General features: G+C 64.6%; 14 protein-coding genes. 7 read left to right on the top strand and 7 right to left on the bottom strand.

Going from position 1 to position 15122, the window contains the following annotated elements; genetic code table 11:
• The first annotated feature begins 30 nt into the window (after positions 1-30).
• The 3 genes from ftsZ to lpxC all read left to right on the top strand — a co-directional run bounded on the left by ftsZ (position 31) and on the right by lpxC (position 3206).
• A complete protein-coding gene (ftsZ, locus tag HDG34_RS06530; RefSeq protein ID WP_184058571.1) occupies positions 31-1233 on the top strand; it encodes a cell division protein FtsZ in 1203 nt (400 codons plus the stop codon).
• Between the two features lie 265 nt (positions 1234-1498).
• Entirely contained in the window at positions 1499-2002 is a 504-nt protein-coding gene (locus HDG34_RS06525) for a peroxiredoxin (protein ID WP_184058568.1), read from the top strand.
• A gap of 286 nt (positions 2003-2288) precedes the next feature.
• Positions 2289-3206 (top strand): UDP-3-O-acyl-N-acetylglucosamine deacetylase, encoded by a 918-nt coding sequence (gene lpxC, locus HDG34_RS06520; RefSeq protein ID WP_090801955.1) that lies wholly within the window; start codon positions 2289-2291, stop codon positions 3204-3206.
• Between the two features lie 63 nt (positions 3207-3269).
• Here lpxC and HDG34_RS06515 read toward each other — a convergent pair whose 3' ends face one another.
• Positions 3270-3752, bottom strand: a complete 483-nt coding sequence (locus HDG34_RS06515) for a DciA family protein (protein ID WP_090801953.1) — start codon at positions 3750-3752, stop codon at positions 3270-3272.
• A gap of 285 nt (positions 3753-4037) precedes the next feature.
• On the opposite strand from HDG34_RS06515, the gene secA reads away from it, so the two are divergent.
• The 4 genes from secA (at position 4038) to HDG34_RS06495 (ending at position 9605) form a co-directional block, all read left to right on the top strand.
• Positions 4038-6854, top strand: a complete 2817-nt coding sequence (secA, locus tag HDG34_RS06510) for a preprotein translocase subunit SecA (protein WP_184058566.1) — start codon at positions 4038-4040, stop codon at positions 6852-6854.
• Between the two features lie 153 nt (positions 6855-7007).
• The gene (argJ, locus tag HDG34_RS06505; RefSeq protein WP_184058564.1) at positions 7008-8249 is read left to right on the top strand and encodes a bifunctional glutamate N-acetyltransferase/amino-acid acetyltransferase ArgJ; all 1242 of its coding nucleotides are present in this window, start codon (positions 7008-7010) and stop codon (positions 8247-8249) included.
• A 37-nt stretch (positions 8250-8286) separates the two neighbouring features.
• Positions 8287-9156, top strand: a complete 870-nt coding sequence (locus tag HDG34_RS06500; protein WP_184058562.1) for an ATP-binding protein — start codon at positions 8287-8289, stop codon at positions 9154-9156.
• Positions 9153-9605: an NUDIX domain-containing protein gene (locus HDG34_RS06495; protein WP_184058560.1), complete on the top strand. Its 453-nt coding sequence runs from the start codon at positions 9153-9155 to the stop codon at positions 9603-9605. Before HDG34_RS06500 ends, HDG34_RS06495 begins: the two co-directional genes overlap by 4 nt.
• An 83-nt stretch (positions 9606-9688) precedes the next feature.
• Here HDG34_RS06495 and HDG34_RS06490 read toward each other — a convergent pair whose 3' ends face one another.
• The 6 genes from HDG34_RS06490 to HDG34_RS06465 form a co-directional block, all read right to left on the bottom strand.
• Positions 9689-9892 carry a DNA gyrase inhibitor YacG gene (locus HDG34_RS06490; RefSeq protein WP_084754177.1) on the bottom strand — a complete coding sequence of 68 codons (204 nt, stop codon included), beginning with the start codon at positions 9890-9892 and terminating at the stop codon, positions 9689-9691.
• Positions 9893-10015: 123 nt separating this feature from the next.
• Positions 10016-10771 (bottom strand): cell division protein ZapD, encoded by a 756-nt coding sequence (zapD, locus tag HDG34_RS06485; protein WP_008921182.1) that lies wholly within the window; start codon positions 10769-10771, stop codon positions 10016-10018.
• 188 nt (positions 10772-10959) lie between these two features.
• Entirely contained in the window at positions 10960-11574 is a 615-nt protein-coding gene (gene coaE, locus HDG34_RS06480; RefSeq protein ID WP_184058558.1) for a dephospho-CoA kinase, read from the bottom strand.
• 3 nt (positions 11575-11577) lie between these two features.
• Positions 11578-12519 (bottom strand): A24 family peptidase, encoded by a 942-nt coding sequence (locus tag HDG34_RS06475; RefSeq protein WP_184058556.1) that lies wholly within the window; start codon positions 12517-12519, stop codon positions 11578-11580.
• A gap of 27 nt (positions 12520-12546) precedes the next feature.
• Positions 12547-13785, bottom strand: a complete 1239-nt coding sequence (locus HDG34_RS06470; protein WP_184058555.1) for a type II secretion system F family protein — start codon at positions 13783-13785, stop codon at positions 12547-12549.
• Complete coding sequence (locus HDG34_RS06465; protein ID WP_184058553.1) at positions 13782-15038, bottom strand: GspE/PulE family protein; 1257 nt, start codon at positions 15036-15038, stop codon at positions 13782-13784. Before HDG34_RS06465 ends, HDG34_RS06470 begins: the two co-directional genes overlap by 4 nt.
• Positions 15039-15122 lie beyond the last annotated feature (84 nt).

Genomic DNA, 15122 nt, shown 5'->3' with positions numbered 1-15122 from the left:
GCGGTAACTTTTTATCTTGACGGAGGCAACATGGAATTCCAGATGCTGGAAACCGAAACGAGCGGCACGATCATCAAGGTCGTCGGAGTCGGTGGCGCTGGCGGCAATGCCGTTCAGCACATGATCAACAAAGGCGTGCAAGGCGTCGACTTCATCGTGATGAACACGGACGCGCAGGCGCTGTCGCGTTCGCGCGCCACCGCGGTGATCCAGCTCGGCAACACGGGTCTGGGCGCGGGCGCCAAGCCGGAAATGGGCCACGCCGCTGCTGAAGAAGCACGCGAGCGTATCGCCGACGCACTGCGCGGCGCGCACATGGTGTTCATCACCGCCGGCATGGGTGGCGGTACCGGCACGGGCGCGGCACCGGTCGTCGCGCAGATCGCGAAGGAAATGGGTATTTTGACCGTTGGCGTCGTCAGCAAGCCGTTCGAATTCGAAGGCGGCAAGCGTATGCGCGTGGCGGAAGCCGGTTCGCAGCAACTGGAGGATCACGTCGACTCGCTGATCGTCGTGCTGAACGACAAGCTGTTCGAGGTGATGGGCGACGACGCCGAGATGGACAAGTGCTTCCAGTGCGCTGACGACGTTCTGAACAACGCGGTCGCGGGCATTGCGGAAATCATCAACGTCGACGGTCTCGTCAACGTCGACTTCGAAGACGTGAAGACCGTGATGGGCGAGCAGGGCAAGGCGATGATGGGCACGGCGACGGTTGCCGGCGTCGATCGCGCGCGTCTCGCGGCCGAACAGGCCGTCGCGAGCCCGCTGCTGGAAGGCGTCGATCTGTCGGGCGCGCGTGGCGTGCTGGTCAACATCACGTCGAGCCGTTCGCTGCGTCTGTCGGAAACGCGCGAAGTGATGAACACGATCAAGAGCTATGCCGCGGAAGATGCCACGGTGATCTTCGGCGCCGTGTACGACGACGCGATGGGCGACGCGCTGCGCGTGACGGTCGTCGCGACGGGCCTCGGCCGCGCGGCGAAGAAGCAGCAATCTGCACCGATGACGCTACTGCGCACCGGCACCGACAACCAGCCGATCGGCGCGATGGCGCATGCGGCGTACGCCCCGGCGGCAGGCCACGCCAGCACGGCCGACTACGGCGCGCTCGATACGCCGGCAGTGTGGCGCACCTCGCGCGACACGGCGGCCTCGCACGTGCAGGCGCTGCAGGAAAAGGGCGTCGATACGTACGACATTCCGGCATTCCTGCGCAAGCAGGCGGACTGAGCGCACGGGCAGGCTTCGTTGCCGCGTTGCGAGTAAGGTCGCAGATGCAGCGCTGGCGGACGAACGCACGAGCGTGGCGGGTGAACGGCAAGCAGGTCGCTTATCGTCTGATTCGCGGCAGGGGCAACTGCCCTCTGCGGATTCGCGAAGCGGACGAAGTGGCTGCCGCCGAACGGCGTTGGCTTATAGTTGAATGGGCCGAACCGAAATTCACTGCGACACGAGGACGTGCGAGCGTGCCTCGCATCGATGCAAAGGACTGAGCATGATCAAGGAAGGTGAAAAGCTGCCCGACGCGACGCTCTTCGAGTACGTCGAAGACGAGCGGGCGGGCTGCACGATCGGACCGAACAGTTTCGACGTGCACGAGCAGACGGCGGGCAAGCGCGTGGTGATCTTCGGATTGCCCGGCGCGTTCACGCCGACCTGTTCGGCCAAACATGTACCGGGCTATGTCGAGCATGCCGAGCAGTTGCGCGCTGCCGGCATCGACGAAATCTGGTGCGTGTCCGTCAACGACGCGTTCGTCATGGGCGCGTGGGGACGCGATCAGCACACCTCGGGCAAGGTGCGCATGATGGCGGACGGTAGTGCGGCTTTCACACGGGCGCTTGGTCTGGAGCAGGATCTGTCGGCGCGCGGCATGGGGATCCGTTCCCTGCGCTACGCGATGGTGATCGACGACGGCGTGGTCAAGACGCTGAACGTCGAGGCTGCCGGCAAATTCGAAGTCAGCGATGCAGCGAGTATTCTCGCCACGTTGAGCTAGTTGCTGACGTCGCACCTTCGTCGCGACCCTGCGCTTATGCCGCGTGGCGTTACGGCAACGGTGATTACGACGCTTTTGTGACAGGCCGTTACGCGGGCCGATGACCGGAAACGCCTCCGTTCCGGGGCATCGGCCCGTCACGCTTTCCGTCGGGGAGCCCAGTGGGTAATGCAGCGAAACAGATTGTCACGTTCCCCGCAAAGACGCTGGTCTGGGGATTGGAGTATAATTCGCGCTATGGAATAAAAAATCCTGATTAGGATTTTCAATCGAACAGAATGCCACCATGTTGAAGCAGCGCACAATTAAATCGATCGTCAAGACTGTCGGCATCGGGCTGCACTCCGGCCGTAAAGTCAATCTGACGCTCCGCCCGGCGGCGCCGGGCACTGGCATCGTCTTTTCGCGCGTGGATTTGCCCACGCCGGTGGACATTCCTGCGTCCGCGCTGGCGATTGGCGATACGCGTCTGGCTTCCGTGTTGCAGAAAGACGGCGCGCGCGTGTCGACCATCGAGCATCTGATGTCCGCCTGCGCCGGTCTTGGCATCGACAATCTTTACGTCGACGTTACCGCCGAGGAAATCCCGATCATGGACGGCAGCGCGGGTTCGTTCGTGTTCCTGATCCAGTCGGCGGGTATCGAAGAGCAGAACGCGCCGAAGAAATTCATCAAGGTCACGAAGCCGGTCGAAATCCGTGACGGCGACAAGTTCGCGCGCCTCGATCCGTACTTCGGTTTCAAGCTCAAATTCACGATCGACTTCCGTCACCCGGCCGTGGACAAAACCGGTCAGGCGTTGGAAGTGGATTTCGCCAACACGTCGTACGTGCGCGAAATCGCGCGTGCCCGCACGTTCGGCTTCGCGCATGAAGTGGAAATGATGCGTGAGCTCGGCCTCGCGCGCGGCGGCAGCATGGACAACGCGATCGTGCTCGACGAGTATCGCATCCTGAACAACGACGGCTTGCGTTACGACGACGAGTTCGTCAAGCACAAAATGCTCGACGCCATCGGCGACCTGTACGTGGTCGGCCACCCGCTGCTCGCGTCGTACACCGCGTACAAGTCGGGCCACGGTCTGAACAACGCGTTGCTGCGTGAGTTGCTCGCGCACGAAGACTCGTACGAAATCGTCACTTTCGACGACACGCAGAAGGCCCCGCGCGGCTTCGCGTACGAGACGCAGACTGCGTTCGCATAAAGTCAGCGTAACAGGCAAGCAAATGAAAAACGGCCCCTCGGGGCCGTTTTTTTCGTCGAGCGTTCAGCGATTGCGCCGATGCCGCGCGGCCATGCGCGCGAGCGCCTCCTGCAACGGCGAAGGCTCGAGCGATTCGCTCAACGCCTGCAGCGCGGCGGCGCCCGCCGGCGTCATGCGCGCCTGTTTTACGGGCGGCGGTTCTTTCAGCGGCTGCGGCCGCACGCGAATCTTCAGCGCCTGCACGGGCCAGCCGCGCTGCTGCAAATCCGCCAGCAGCCGCGGCTCCAGATGCCGCAGACGCGCCGCGAGCGCGTTGTGCGCGGCGAACAGGGCCAGCACGCCCTCCTTGATGAAGCCAGGCTCGACGCTCGTCGCCAGATAATCGGGCAGCAGCTCGCGCAGATCCTTCTCGAGCGCGGCGATCTGCTCGACGCCTGCGCGCAGCGCAGCGAACGCGTCCGTGCGGCCGAGTACCTCGGCAAGCGGTTGCGGACGGCGCCGATCGAACTGCTTCGGCGGCCTTGAAAAGGACGAAAAACGGCTCATGTTTGGGATTGACGACGTGAGCTCGCCCCATGCGCGCTCACGCCGCGATTGTACCGCGCGGGCAGCTTGCGAAGTCGGTCCGCGCCGCGCCGGAGGTTGCCGGGCGGGGCTGGCGGAGGCCGGCGCCGTCACGCCTGCGACACGAGCGCGGCCGGAGGCGCGTGCTAAAATGCCCGATTCGAATTCACTCTTGGACTAAGCCGCCGAGGACTTTCCGACCCAGGCGCGGTATGCGCATAGTGCATACCGCGAGCCAGCCGAAGCCGCGACGCAGACACCGATCCGATGACCACCGGTTTTCTACAGAAGATTTTTGGCAGCCGTAATCAGCGGCTAGTCAAGCAATATCAAAAGACCGTCGCGGCGATCAATGCGCTCGAGCCGCAGATCGAGCAATTGACGGATGACCAACTGCGCGCCAAAACGGGTGAATTCCGCCAGCGCGTCGCGAGCGGCGAATCGCTCGACAAGATCCTGCCGGAAGCGTTCGCGGTCTGCCGCGAGGCCAGCAAGCGGGTGCTGAAGATGCGCCACTTCGACGTGCAGCTGATCGGCGGTATGGCGCTGCACTACGGCAAGATCAGCGAAATGCGCACCGGCGAGGGCAAGACGCTCGTCGCGACGCTGCCGGTCTACCTGAACGCGCTGTCGGGCCGCGGCGTCCACGTGGTCACGGTCAACGACTACCTCGCGCAGCGCGACGCCGAATGGATGGCGCGTCTCTACAACTTCCTCGGTCTGTCGGTCGGTATCAACCTGTCGCAGATGGAGCACACGGCGAAGCAGCAAGCCTACGCCGCCGACATCACCTACGGCACCAACAACGAATTCGGCTTCGACTACCTGCGCGACAACATGGTCTACGAGACCGACGCGCGCGTGCAGCGTAGCCTGAACTTCGCGGTCGTCGACGAGGTGGACTCGATCCTGATCGACGAAGCGCGTACGCCGCTGATCATCTCCGGCCAGGCCGAAGATCACACCGAACTCTACGTGCGCATGAACGCGTTGCCGCCGCTGCTCGAGCGCCAGATTGGCGAAGAGAAGGCGGACGGCACCGGCGTCGAGAAGCCGGGCGACTACACGCTGGACGAAAAAGGCCGTCAGGTCTTCCTGACCGAGTCGGGCCACGAAAAGGCCGAGCGCCTGCTCTCCGAGTGGGGCCTGATCGGCGACGGCGAAAGCCTGTACGCGCCGCAGAACATCACGCTGATGCACCACGTGTACGCGGCGTTGCGCGCGCACACGCTGTTCTTCAAGGATCAGCACTACGTCGTGCAGAACGGCGAAGTGATCATCGTCGACGAATTTACCGGCCGTCTGATGGCCGGCCGCCGTTGGTCTGACGGTCTGCACCAGGCGGTCGAGGCGAAGGAACACGTGAAGATCCAGAGCGAGAACCAGACGCTCGCATCGATCACGTTCCAGAACTACTTCCGCATGTACGCGAAGCTGGCCGGCATGACCGGCACGGCCGACACCGAAGCGTACGAATTCAACGAGATCTACGGTCTCGAAACGGTCGTGATCCCGACCAACCGTCCGCCGAAGCGGATCGACAAGCAGGATCAGATCTACAAGACCGCGAAGGAACGCTACGACGCGGTGATCCGCGACATTCGCGAGTGCTTCGAACGAGGTCAGCCGGTGCTGGTTGGCACGACGTCGATCGAGAACTCGGAGCTGCTGTCGCATCTGCTGAAGCAGGTCAGCTTGCCGCACGAAGTGCTGAACGCGAAACAGCACGCGCGCGAAGCGGAGATCGTCGCCGAAGCGGGCCGTCCGCAGCGCGTCACGATCGCGACCAACATGGCCGGCCGTGGTACGGACATCGTGCTCGGCGGCAACGCGGAGAAGCAGGCGTCGTTCATCGAGCAGGACGAAACGCTCGCCGCCGACGAAAAGCAGCGCCGCATCCAGAAGCTGCACGACGAATGGCAGACGCTGCACGATCAGGTGAAGGCCGCGGGTGGTCTGCACATCATCGGCACCGAGCGTCACGAGTCGCGCCGGATCGACAACCAGCTGCGCGGCCGTGCGGGCCGTCAGGGCGACCCGGGTTCGTCGCGCTTCTATCTGTCGCTGGAAGATCCGCTGCTGCGCATTTTCGCGGGCGACCGCGTGCGCGCGATCATGGACCGCCTGAAGATGCCGGAAGGCGAGGCGATCGAAGCGGGCATCGTGTCGCGCTCGATTGAATCGGCGCAACGCAAGGTCGAGGCGCGCAACTTCGATATTCGTAAGCAATTGCTCGAATACGACGACGTATCGAACGACCAGCGCAAGGTGATCTACCAGCAGCGCAACGAACTGCTCGAAGCGAACGACATCACCGAGACCATCAGCGCGATGCGTCACGGCGTGGTCGGCGACATCGTGCATCAGTTCGTGCCGGTGGGCAGCATCGAAGAGCAGTGGGACGTGCCCGAGCTCGAGGAAGTGCTGCGCAACGAATGGCAGCTCGACCTCGCGATTCAGGAAATGATCAACGAGTCGAACTCGATCAGCGCGGAAGAGATTCTCGAAGCGGTCGAGGCCGCCGCGGACGAAGGGTACGAGGCGAAGGTCCAGCTGGTCGGCCGCGAATCGTTCAGCGCGTTCGAGCGCTCGATCATGCTGCAGACGCTCGACCGCGCGTGGCGCGAGCATCTGGCCGCGCTCGATCATCTGCGTCAGGGCATCCATCTGCGCGGCTATGCGCAGAAGAACCCGAAGCAGGAATACAAGCGCGAGGCGTTCGAACTGTTCGCCGCGATGCTCGACGCCGTGAAGCTCGAAGTCACGCGCATCGTGATGAACGTGCAGATCCAGTCGCCGGAGCAGCTCGAAGCGGCCGCGGAGCAGATGGAAGAGCAGGGCGGTCATCTGGAGAACGTCGAGTTCCGTCATGCCGAGTTCGCGGAAGCCGGCGCCGCCGCGCCGGTCGCGGCCGAAGCGGCCACCGCCGCGATGATCGGCGACGCGATGAGCCACGGCCACGGCGCAGCGCCGCAGGCGGCCGTGCACATGAATGCCGACAACGTGCCGAAGGTCGGCCGCAACGACCCGTGCCCGTGCGGCAGCGGCAAGAAGTACAAGCAGTGCCACGGCAGGATCGCCTGATGGCGATGCGGCGCGCTTCCGGGCGCGCCGTGTCGTTTTTAAGCGCCGTTTGGCCGTTTTGATTTCGCGGGTGACCCGGCAACACACCCGGGTCATCAGTTCCGTTTCCCCGATGCCGGCGTCCGCCGGCATTTTCTTCGACAGGTCGCGACCATGGCTGTCAACTTTCCCTCGATCGATCCCGCTCAACTCCACCCCGTCGCCGGCGTCACGCTAGGCTGGGCGGAAGCGAATATCCGCAAACCGAACCGCAAGGACGTGCTCGTCATTTCCGTCGACGAAGGCGCGACGGTAGGCGGCGTGTTCACGCAGAACCGCTTCTGCGCGGCGCCCGTCACGGTCTGCCGCGAGAACCTGCAGCGCGTGCGCGCGGGCGGCAAGCCGATTCGCGCGCTGGTGATCAACACCGGCAACGCGAACGCGGGCACCGGTGAGCCGGGCCTCGTCGCGACGCGCGAAACCTGCGCGGAACTCGCGCGTCTCGCCGACATCGTGCCCGAGCAGGTGCTGCCGTTCTCGACGGGCGTGATTCTCGAACCGCTGCCGGTCGATCGTCTGAAGGCGGGCTTGCCGGCCGCGCTCGCGAACCGCAAGGAAGCGAACTGGTACGACGCGGCGCAGTCGATCATGACGACCGACACGCTGCCGAAGGCGAGCTCGCGCCAGGTCACGATCGGCGGTCATACCGTCACGCTGACCGGCATCAGCAAGGGCGCCGGCATGATCAAGCCGAACATGGCGACCATGCTCGGCTTCCTCGCGTTCGACGCAGCCGTCGCGCAGCCGGTCCTCGACGAGCTCGTGAAGCACGTCGCGGATCGCTCGTTCAACTGCATCACGATCGATGGCGATACGTCGACCAACGATTCGTTCATCCTGATCGCGTCGGGCAAATCGAGCCTGCCCGCGATCACGTCCACCGATTCGCCCGCTTATGCAGCGCTTTGCGACGCGGTGACCGAAGTCGCGCAGAACCTCGCGCAACTGATCGTGCGCGACGGCGAGGGCGCGACCAAATTCATGACCGTGCATGTCGAAGGCGGCTCGAGCGTCGGCGAATGCCGCCAGATCGCCTACGCGATCGGCCACTCGCCGCTCGTCAAGACGGCCTTCTATGCATCGGACCCGAACCTCGGCCGTATTCTCGCGGCCATCGGCTATGCCGGCGTTGACGATCTCGACGTCGGCAAGATCGATCTGTATCTGGACGACGTGCTGGTCGCGACTGCCGGCGGCCGTAACCCGGCCTACCGCGAAGAAGACGGCCAGCGCGTGATGAAAAAAAGCGAGATCGGCATTCGCGTCGTGCTCGGCCGCGGCAATGCGCAAGCCACGATCTGGACCTGCGATCTGTCGCACGACTACGTGAGCATCAACGCCGACTACCGCTCGTAATCAGCTTCAAAGCGCGGCCACGGGCCGCCTACTCACCATGGACAAACTCGAACAGTTTCTGAACCGGGCCGAAGCCGTGCTCGGCCGCCTGGAAGCGATGCTTCCGCCCGCTGCGCCGGAGATCGACTGGTCGGCCGCGGTCGCTTTCCGCTGGCGCAAGCGCCAGGGTCGCGGCTACTTGCAGCCGGTGCATGCCATTTCGCCGATCACGCTCGACGACCTGCAGAACATCGATCGCCAGAAGGGGTTGATCGAACAGAACACGCGCCAGTTCGTGCGCGGTCAGCCGGCCAACAACGTGCTGCTGACGGGCGCGCGCGGTACCGGCAAGTCGTCGCTGATCAAGGCGTGCCTGAACGCGTATGCGAAAGACGGCCTGCGCCTGATCGAAGTGGACAAGGACGATCTGCACGACCTCGGCGACATCGTCGATCTGATCGCGAAGCGGCCGGAGCGCTTCGTCGTGTTCTGCGACGACCTGTCGTTCGAAGAAGGCGAGTCGGGCTACAAGGCGCTGAAGGTCGCGCTCGACGGCTCGGTGGCCGCGCAGTCCGACAACGTACTGATCTATGCGACGTCGAACCGCCGCCATCTGCTGCCCGAGTACATGAGCGACAACGAGACGTACAAGCACACTTCGGACGGCGAGATTCATCCGGGTGAACTGGTTGAAGAGAAGATTTCGCTGTCCGAGCGTTTCGGGCTGTGGGTCAGCTTCTATCCGTTCAAGCAGGACGACTACCTGACGATCATCGCGCACTGGCTGCGCCATTTCGGTTGCGACGACGCCGAGATCGAATCGGCGCGCGGCGATGCGCTCGTGTGGGCGCTCGAACGTGGCTCGCGCTCGGGACGGGTCGCATGGCAGTTCGCGCGCGACTGGTCCGGCCGTAAAACGCCGGCATGAGCGACGCTGACAAAAGCGCCGGCGTCGGCAATAGCGTCGGCGCCAACGGCGCTGGCCGTCCGGTCACCGAAGTCGCGGTCGGCGTGCTGGTGCAGCCGGATGGGCGCTATCTGCTCGCGCAGCGTCCGACGGGCAAGCCGTACGAGGGCTACTGGGAGTTTCCGGGCGGCAAGCTCGAAGCGGGCGAATCGGTCGAGGCCGCGCTCGCGCGCGAGCTGCACGAGGAGCTGGGAATCGAGGTCGAGGCGAGCCATCTGTGGCATACGCTCGAACACGATTATCCGCACGCCTATGTGCGCCTCTTCTTCTGCAAGGTGACGCAGTGGTCGGGCGAGCCGCACGGCCGTGAAGGCCAGGCCTTCGTCTGGCAGAGCTTGCCTGCGGATGTCTCGCCGTTGCTGCCGGCCACGATCCCGGTGCTGGAGTGGCTCGCGGCTGAGAAGAAGTGATTGAAGGCAGTGATTGAAAAAGCCACGCGGTAGCGGGCGCTGTATCGGCAGCGCCGGTTCGCGTGGCTTTTTTACTGACTCGCTCAGTGCGGGTTGTAGTCGCCGCGCGGCGTTTCCTCTTCGGACGAAGATCCTTCCTGTTCGTTGCCGCCAATCCTGTATTTTTCGGCGGCCCATGCGCCCAGATCGGTCTGTTTGCAGCGCTCGGAGCAGAACGGACGGAAGCGGCTCTCGGAGGTCCAGCGGACATCTTTACCGCAGGTAGGACATTTGACGACGGTAGGCATACGGTCGGACGGTCAATCGCAAACGGAACAAGTAACGAATATAGGGCTATTTCGCGCCGGTTCAAAGGCGCGTTCGGTCAAATCCGGTGTGCGCTGCTCAATGCGGCGGTGATTGACAGGCGATTACAGGCTGCAGAGCGTGAGTTGGAACGGCACGTCGACGTCGACCGCGCGCGGCCGCAGATCGCCGTCCTGCACCGTAAAGCGCACCCACAGCATGTACTTGTTGGCGCTCGCTTCGGGAATCACGCGCAATTCGGGAGCGACGCGAACCTGCATCAATTGATACGAGCGGCCCGACAGCATTTGCTGATAGCTGCCTTGCATCGCCATCACCTTCGATGCCTGGCCCGACTCACGCGCGAGCCGCAGCACGATGGTGGCCGCGTCGCGCAGCGGCAAAAGCGGTGTCACCCACTTGGCGATGTCCTGGCGACGCTGATCGGGATGCAACTGTTGCCACGCGTAATACGAGGGCAGGTCGAATTTGCAGGTACCACCGGGGATGATTGCGCGGCTGCGAATGCTCGCGAGCCACTCGTTGTCTGCAAGATGCTGGCCGGTCTTGCCTTGCATCTGCGTGAGCCCCGCAAGCGTCTGCTCGATTTCGCCGAGCACCGCTTCGAGCGCGTTCTGCTCGATGCCCGGATTGCCGCGAAATGGCGCGAGCGTTTGCCGCTGCCGCTCGAGCTCTTTCATCAGATCCGATTTCAGATCCGCGCGGCCCGCCACTTCGGAGATTTCGAACAGCGTTGTCAGTGCGACGTGATGTTCCCGCGCGTCTTCCTGAGTCAGAAAGAACGTGAAGCGCTCGAACAGATCTTCGAGCCGCAACAGCGTCCGGATTCGCTCATTGAAGGGGTACTCGTAAAGGATCAAGCGGGCTCGCCTCGGGCGTGGTCGGTGACAGGAATGCAAAACATTCTAATGCCGTGGGACTACCCAGGCAATCACGCACTTTTTCTGCGCGCTTTCGCAACTTTTTTGTGAGTTCCCGGTGTTACGAGCGCTTCGGCTCCCGCGTGCGCGCAAAGTTCAATGTGCCGGTGACGATGCCTCTGCGCGCGCTACAACTCGGCATCGCCCGTCGCCAGCGACAGATAGGCTTGATGGTGAGCGTCCACCTGCGCCTCGAGTTCTTCGAGCGGCGCATTGTCATTGACGATCACGTCGTCGGCGGCGGCGAGCCGCGCTTCGCGCGTGGCCTGGCGCGCAATGATTGCGAGCACCTGCTCACGGCTGAAGCCGTTGCGGCTCACCACACGCGCGATCTGCGTGTCGACGCTGCAATCGACGGTGAGCACGCGATTCACGCGGTTCTTCCAGGTCCCGGACTCGACCAGCAACGGCACCACGACGATCACATACGGTCCTTTCGCTTCGCGCTCTTCGCGCTCGGTTTCCGCGCGAATCAGCGGATGCGTGATGCCTTCGAGACGTTTGCGCGCGGTCTCGTCGCTGAACACGAGCGTGCGCATGCGCGCGCGATCGAGGGAGCCGTCGGCGGCGACGAATTGCGCGCCGAATTCGGCGGCGATGTGCGGCATTGCGAGGCCATGCGGCGCGGTGATGCGATGCGCGATCACGTCCGTGTCGACGAGCGGCACGCCGCGCGCGGCGAACAGATCGGCCACCGTCGATTTGCCGCTGCCGATGCCGCCAGTGAGTCCTACAACGAACATGGTTCAGCCCCCCAGAGCCAGATAAAGCGGCGTGCCGGCAAACAGCGTCAACACACCGCCCGCCGCGAGAAACGGCCCGAACGGCAGCGGCTCCTCGAAGCGCATTCGGCCGCGCCACGTCGCCGCGAGGCCGATCACGGCACCGGCCACCGCGGCCACCAGCACGATCTGCGGCAGCGCGGGCCAGCCGAGCCACGCACCGAGCGCGGCGAGAAGCTTGAAGTCGCCATAGCCCATGCCTTCGATACCACGCACGAGCTTGAACGCCCAATGCACGGCCCACAACGCCAGATATCCGAAGATAGCGCCGAGCACCGCATCATGCAGATTCGTGAACATGCCGTTGAAATTGACGATCAGGCCGGCCCACAACAGCGGCAGCGTCAAGGAGTCGGGCAGCAAATGCGTGTCGACGTCGATCGCGCTCATCGCGAGCAACGTCGCGCACAGGCCGAACGCGGCGAGTGCCATCAGCGTCGGGCCGAACGCTATCAGTGCGCCTGCCGCGAAAGCGGCGCTCGCGATTTCGAGCAGCGGATAGCGTGCGCTGATATGCGTGCCGCACGCGGAACAACGGCCGCGTAACAGCAGGTAGCTCAGCACCGGCAAGTTTTCCCACGCGCTCAGCACATGGCCGCAATGCGGGCACGCGCTGCGCGGCACCCACAGGTTGTAGCGCGCGGGCAGTCCGTGGTCGGGCGGCGGCACGTCGGTGGTCTCGCTGATTTCGGCGCGCCATGCACGCTCGAGCATGATCGGCAATCGATGCACGACCACGTTCAGGAAGCTGCCAATCACGAGGCCAAGCACGATCGCGAATGCGATCTGCACGCCGGCGGGTAGGCTCGCGAGCGCGAGGCCGATATCGCTGGCAAAGCGGCCCGGCAGTAAGCCCGCGAGCAGGCTGGAGGAAGTTTGTGACACGAGCGGAAGAGGAGCCTGCATGGTGACGAAGTGGATTCGGCTGCGATGCTACACCACGTTGCCGAGTTGAATAATGGGAAGATACATCGCGATGACGAGGCCGCCGACCAGGGTGCCGAGCACGACGATCACGAGCGGTTCACACAGGCTCGATAGCGTGCCGATCCTGTCGTCGACCTGGCGATCCGCAAGCGACGCGACATCGAGCAGCATGCTGTCGAGCGCGCCGGATTCCTCCGCGACCGCAACGGGCTGCACGACTTCGGGAGGAAAGCAGCGGGCCGCGAGCATAGCCGCGGCGAGCCGTTCGCCGCGCCGCAATCTGATGGCGATGCTTGCCGTCGCGCGATCGAAGAAGGCATTGCCGGTCGCCTGAGTGAGCGAATCGAATGCGTCGGCGAGCGGCGTGCCGGCGGACAGCAAGGTGCCAAGCGCGCGACTCCAGCGCGCCGCGCACAGCGTGCGCAGCAGCGGGCCGGCCACCGGCAGGTCGAGCGACAGGCGCGCGAAGCGGATGCGCGCGCTTACCGAACGACGCAGCACGAGCGTGATGGCCGAGCTCATTGCGAGCATCAGTATGAACAGCGGCACACTCCAGCGCGCGGCGGCCGCCGAGAGCGCCAGCACGAACTGCGTCGGCGCGGGCAGCTTCGCGCCGAAGCCATCGAAGATCTGCTTGAACGTCGGCACGACCCACACCAGCAATGCGGCAGTTATCGCGAGCGCGAGCAGCAGGATCGCGGCTGGATAGGTGAGAGCCGCGCGCACCTTCGCGCGCTGCGCAGCGGCGCGTTCGCGATCGTCGGCGAGGCGGGCGAGCACGGTGACGAGCGCGCCCGCCGCTTCGCCCACCTCGACGAGCTGGCAATACAGCGCATTGAACTGCGCCGGGTGCCGCTGCAAGGCCGCCGAAAACCGCAGGCCGGCGGTGATGTCGCGCGCGACAGTGCCGACGATGCGCGGCATGCCTTGCCGCTGACCCGACGTCGACGCCTGCGCGAGTAGTTCGAGCGCGGGCGCGAGCGGCAAACCGGCACGCAGCAGACTGGACAGTTGTCGCGTGAACAGCGTGACAGCGGCCGCGCTCGTCTTCGGGCGTGGCGCCGGCCCTTGCGTTGCGAGTTCGACGATAAAGAGGTTGTCGCGTTTGAGCATCGTGCGTGCGGCGCTCGCGTCGGGCGCGATCAGCGTGCCGCTTTGGCGCGTGCCGTCCGCGTCGACGCCGCGCCATCTGAAGCGTAGGTCGGCTGAGACGGACCGGGTTGGTGACAGCGCGGCGGTACTCATGCGACCTCCGTCGCGGCGAGCGCTTCGGCGAGACTCGTGGTGCCGTCGCGCACGCGCGCAAGCGCCGCGTCGCGTAACGTCGCGACCTGTTCCATCTGCGCGAGGCGGGCCAACTCGTGCGCGCCCGCGCTCGCGACGATCTGCTCACGCATCGCGTCGGAGACGGGCATCACCTGATGAATGCCGACGCGCCCCCGATAGCCGATGCCATGACAAACCGCGCAGCCGGTCGCCGCATACGGTTGCCAGCCGTCGAGCTCATGTTCGCCAAAGCCCGCGGCGTGGAGTGCCGCCGGCGAATGCGGCGCGGGCGCGCGGCATGCGACGCACAGTCGCCGCACCAGCCGCTGCGCGGTCACCATGCGCAGCGCGGCGGCAAGGTTGTACGGCTCGACACCGATGTCGATGAGCCGCGCGATGGCCGCGGGCGCGTCGTTCGTATGCAGCGTGGACAGCACGAGGTGACCGGTTTGGGCGGCCTTCACGGCAACGTCGGCGGTTTCGTTGTCGCGGATTTCGCCAACCATGATCACGTCCGGGTCCTGACGCAGAAAAGCCCGCAGCGCGACCGCGAAAGTCAGTCCGGCTTTTTCGCGCACGCTGACCTGGTTGATGCCGGCCAGCTGGATCTCGGCTGGGTCTTCCACCGAGCAGAGGTTGCGTGCCTCGCCGTTCAGCAGGTTCAGGAAGCAGTACAGCGATAGCGTCTTGCCGCTGCCCGTCGGTCCGGTGACGAGCATCAGACCGTGCGGCGCGCAGATCGCGGCGTCGACGGCTTCGCGCTGCCGCGGATCGAGGCCGAGCGAATCGAGCGAAAGATCGGCGGGCAACGCGTCGAGCCGTCGTAGCACGAGCTTTTCGCCGAACAGTGTCGGCAGCGAATTGACGCGGTAATCCTCGAGCCGTCCTGGCGACGTCGCGAGGCGTAGCCGGCCGTCCTGCGGCACGCGTCGCTCGGCGATGTCCATGCGCGCGAGCACTTTCACACGCGTGACGAACGCGTCGCGCAGATGGGCGGGCGGCCGCGGGATTTCATGCAGCACGCCGTCGATGCGCAGGCGCACACGCCAGCCATGCTCGGCCGGCTCGATGTGGATATCCGACGCATTGCGCCGCGTCGCTTCGTGCAACGTGTCGGTCAACAGACGCACGGCTGGGGCGTTGTCGGGATCGTTCAGACTCGTTGCGCTGGATTCGCCGTCGACAGCGAGTGGGCGCGGCAATGCCGCGGCGGTGGCAAAAGGTGTTTGCATGAGAGACCGGTGATGAACCGCCTTTAGAACATGACGGCTTCATCTTCCGGTTGCGGGCGTCCGAATGCCATTCGGCCATTCGGC

This window comes from Paraburkholderia sp. HC6.4b (assembly GCF_014200875.1).
In the GTDB taxonomy this organism is placed as follows: domain Bacteria; phylum Pseudomonadota; class Gammaproteobacteria; order Burkholderiales; family Burkholderiaceae; genus Paraburkholderia; species Paraburkholderia tuberum.
The sequence above is the reverse complement of the archived record's forward strand: the minus strand, read 5'-3'. Positions and strand labels throughout refer to the sequence as shown.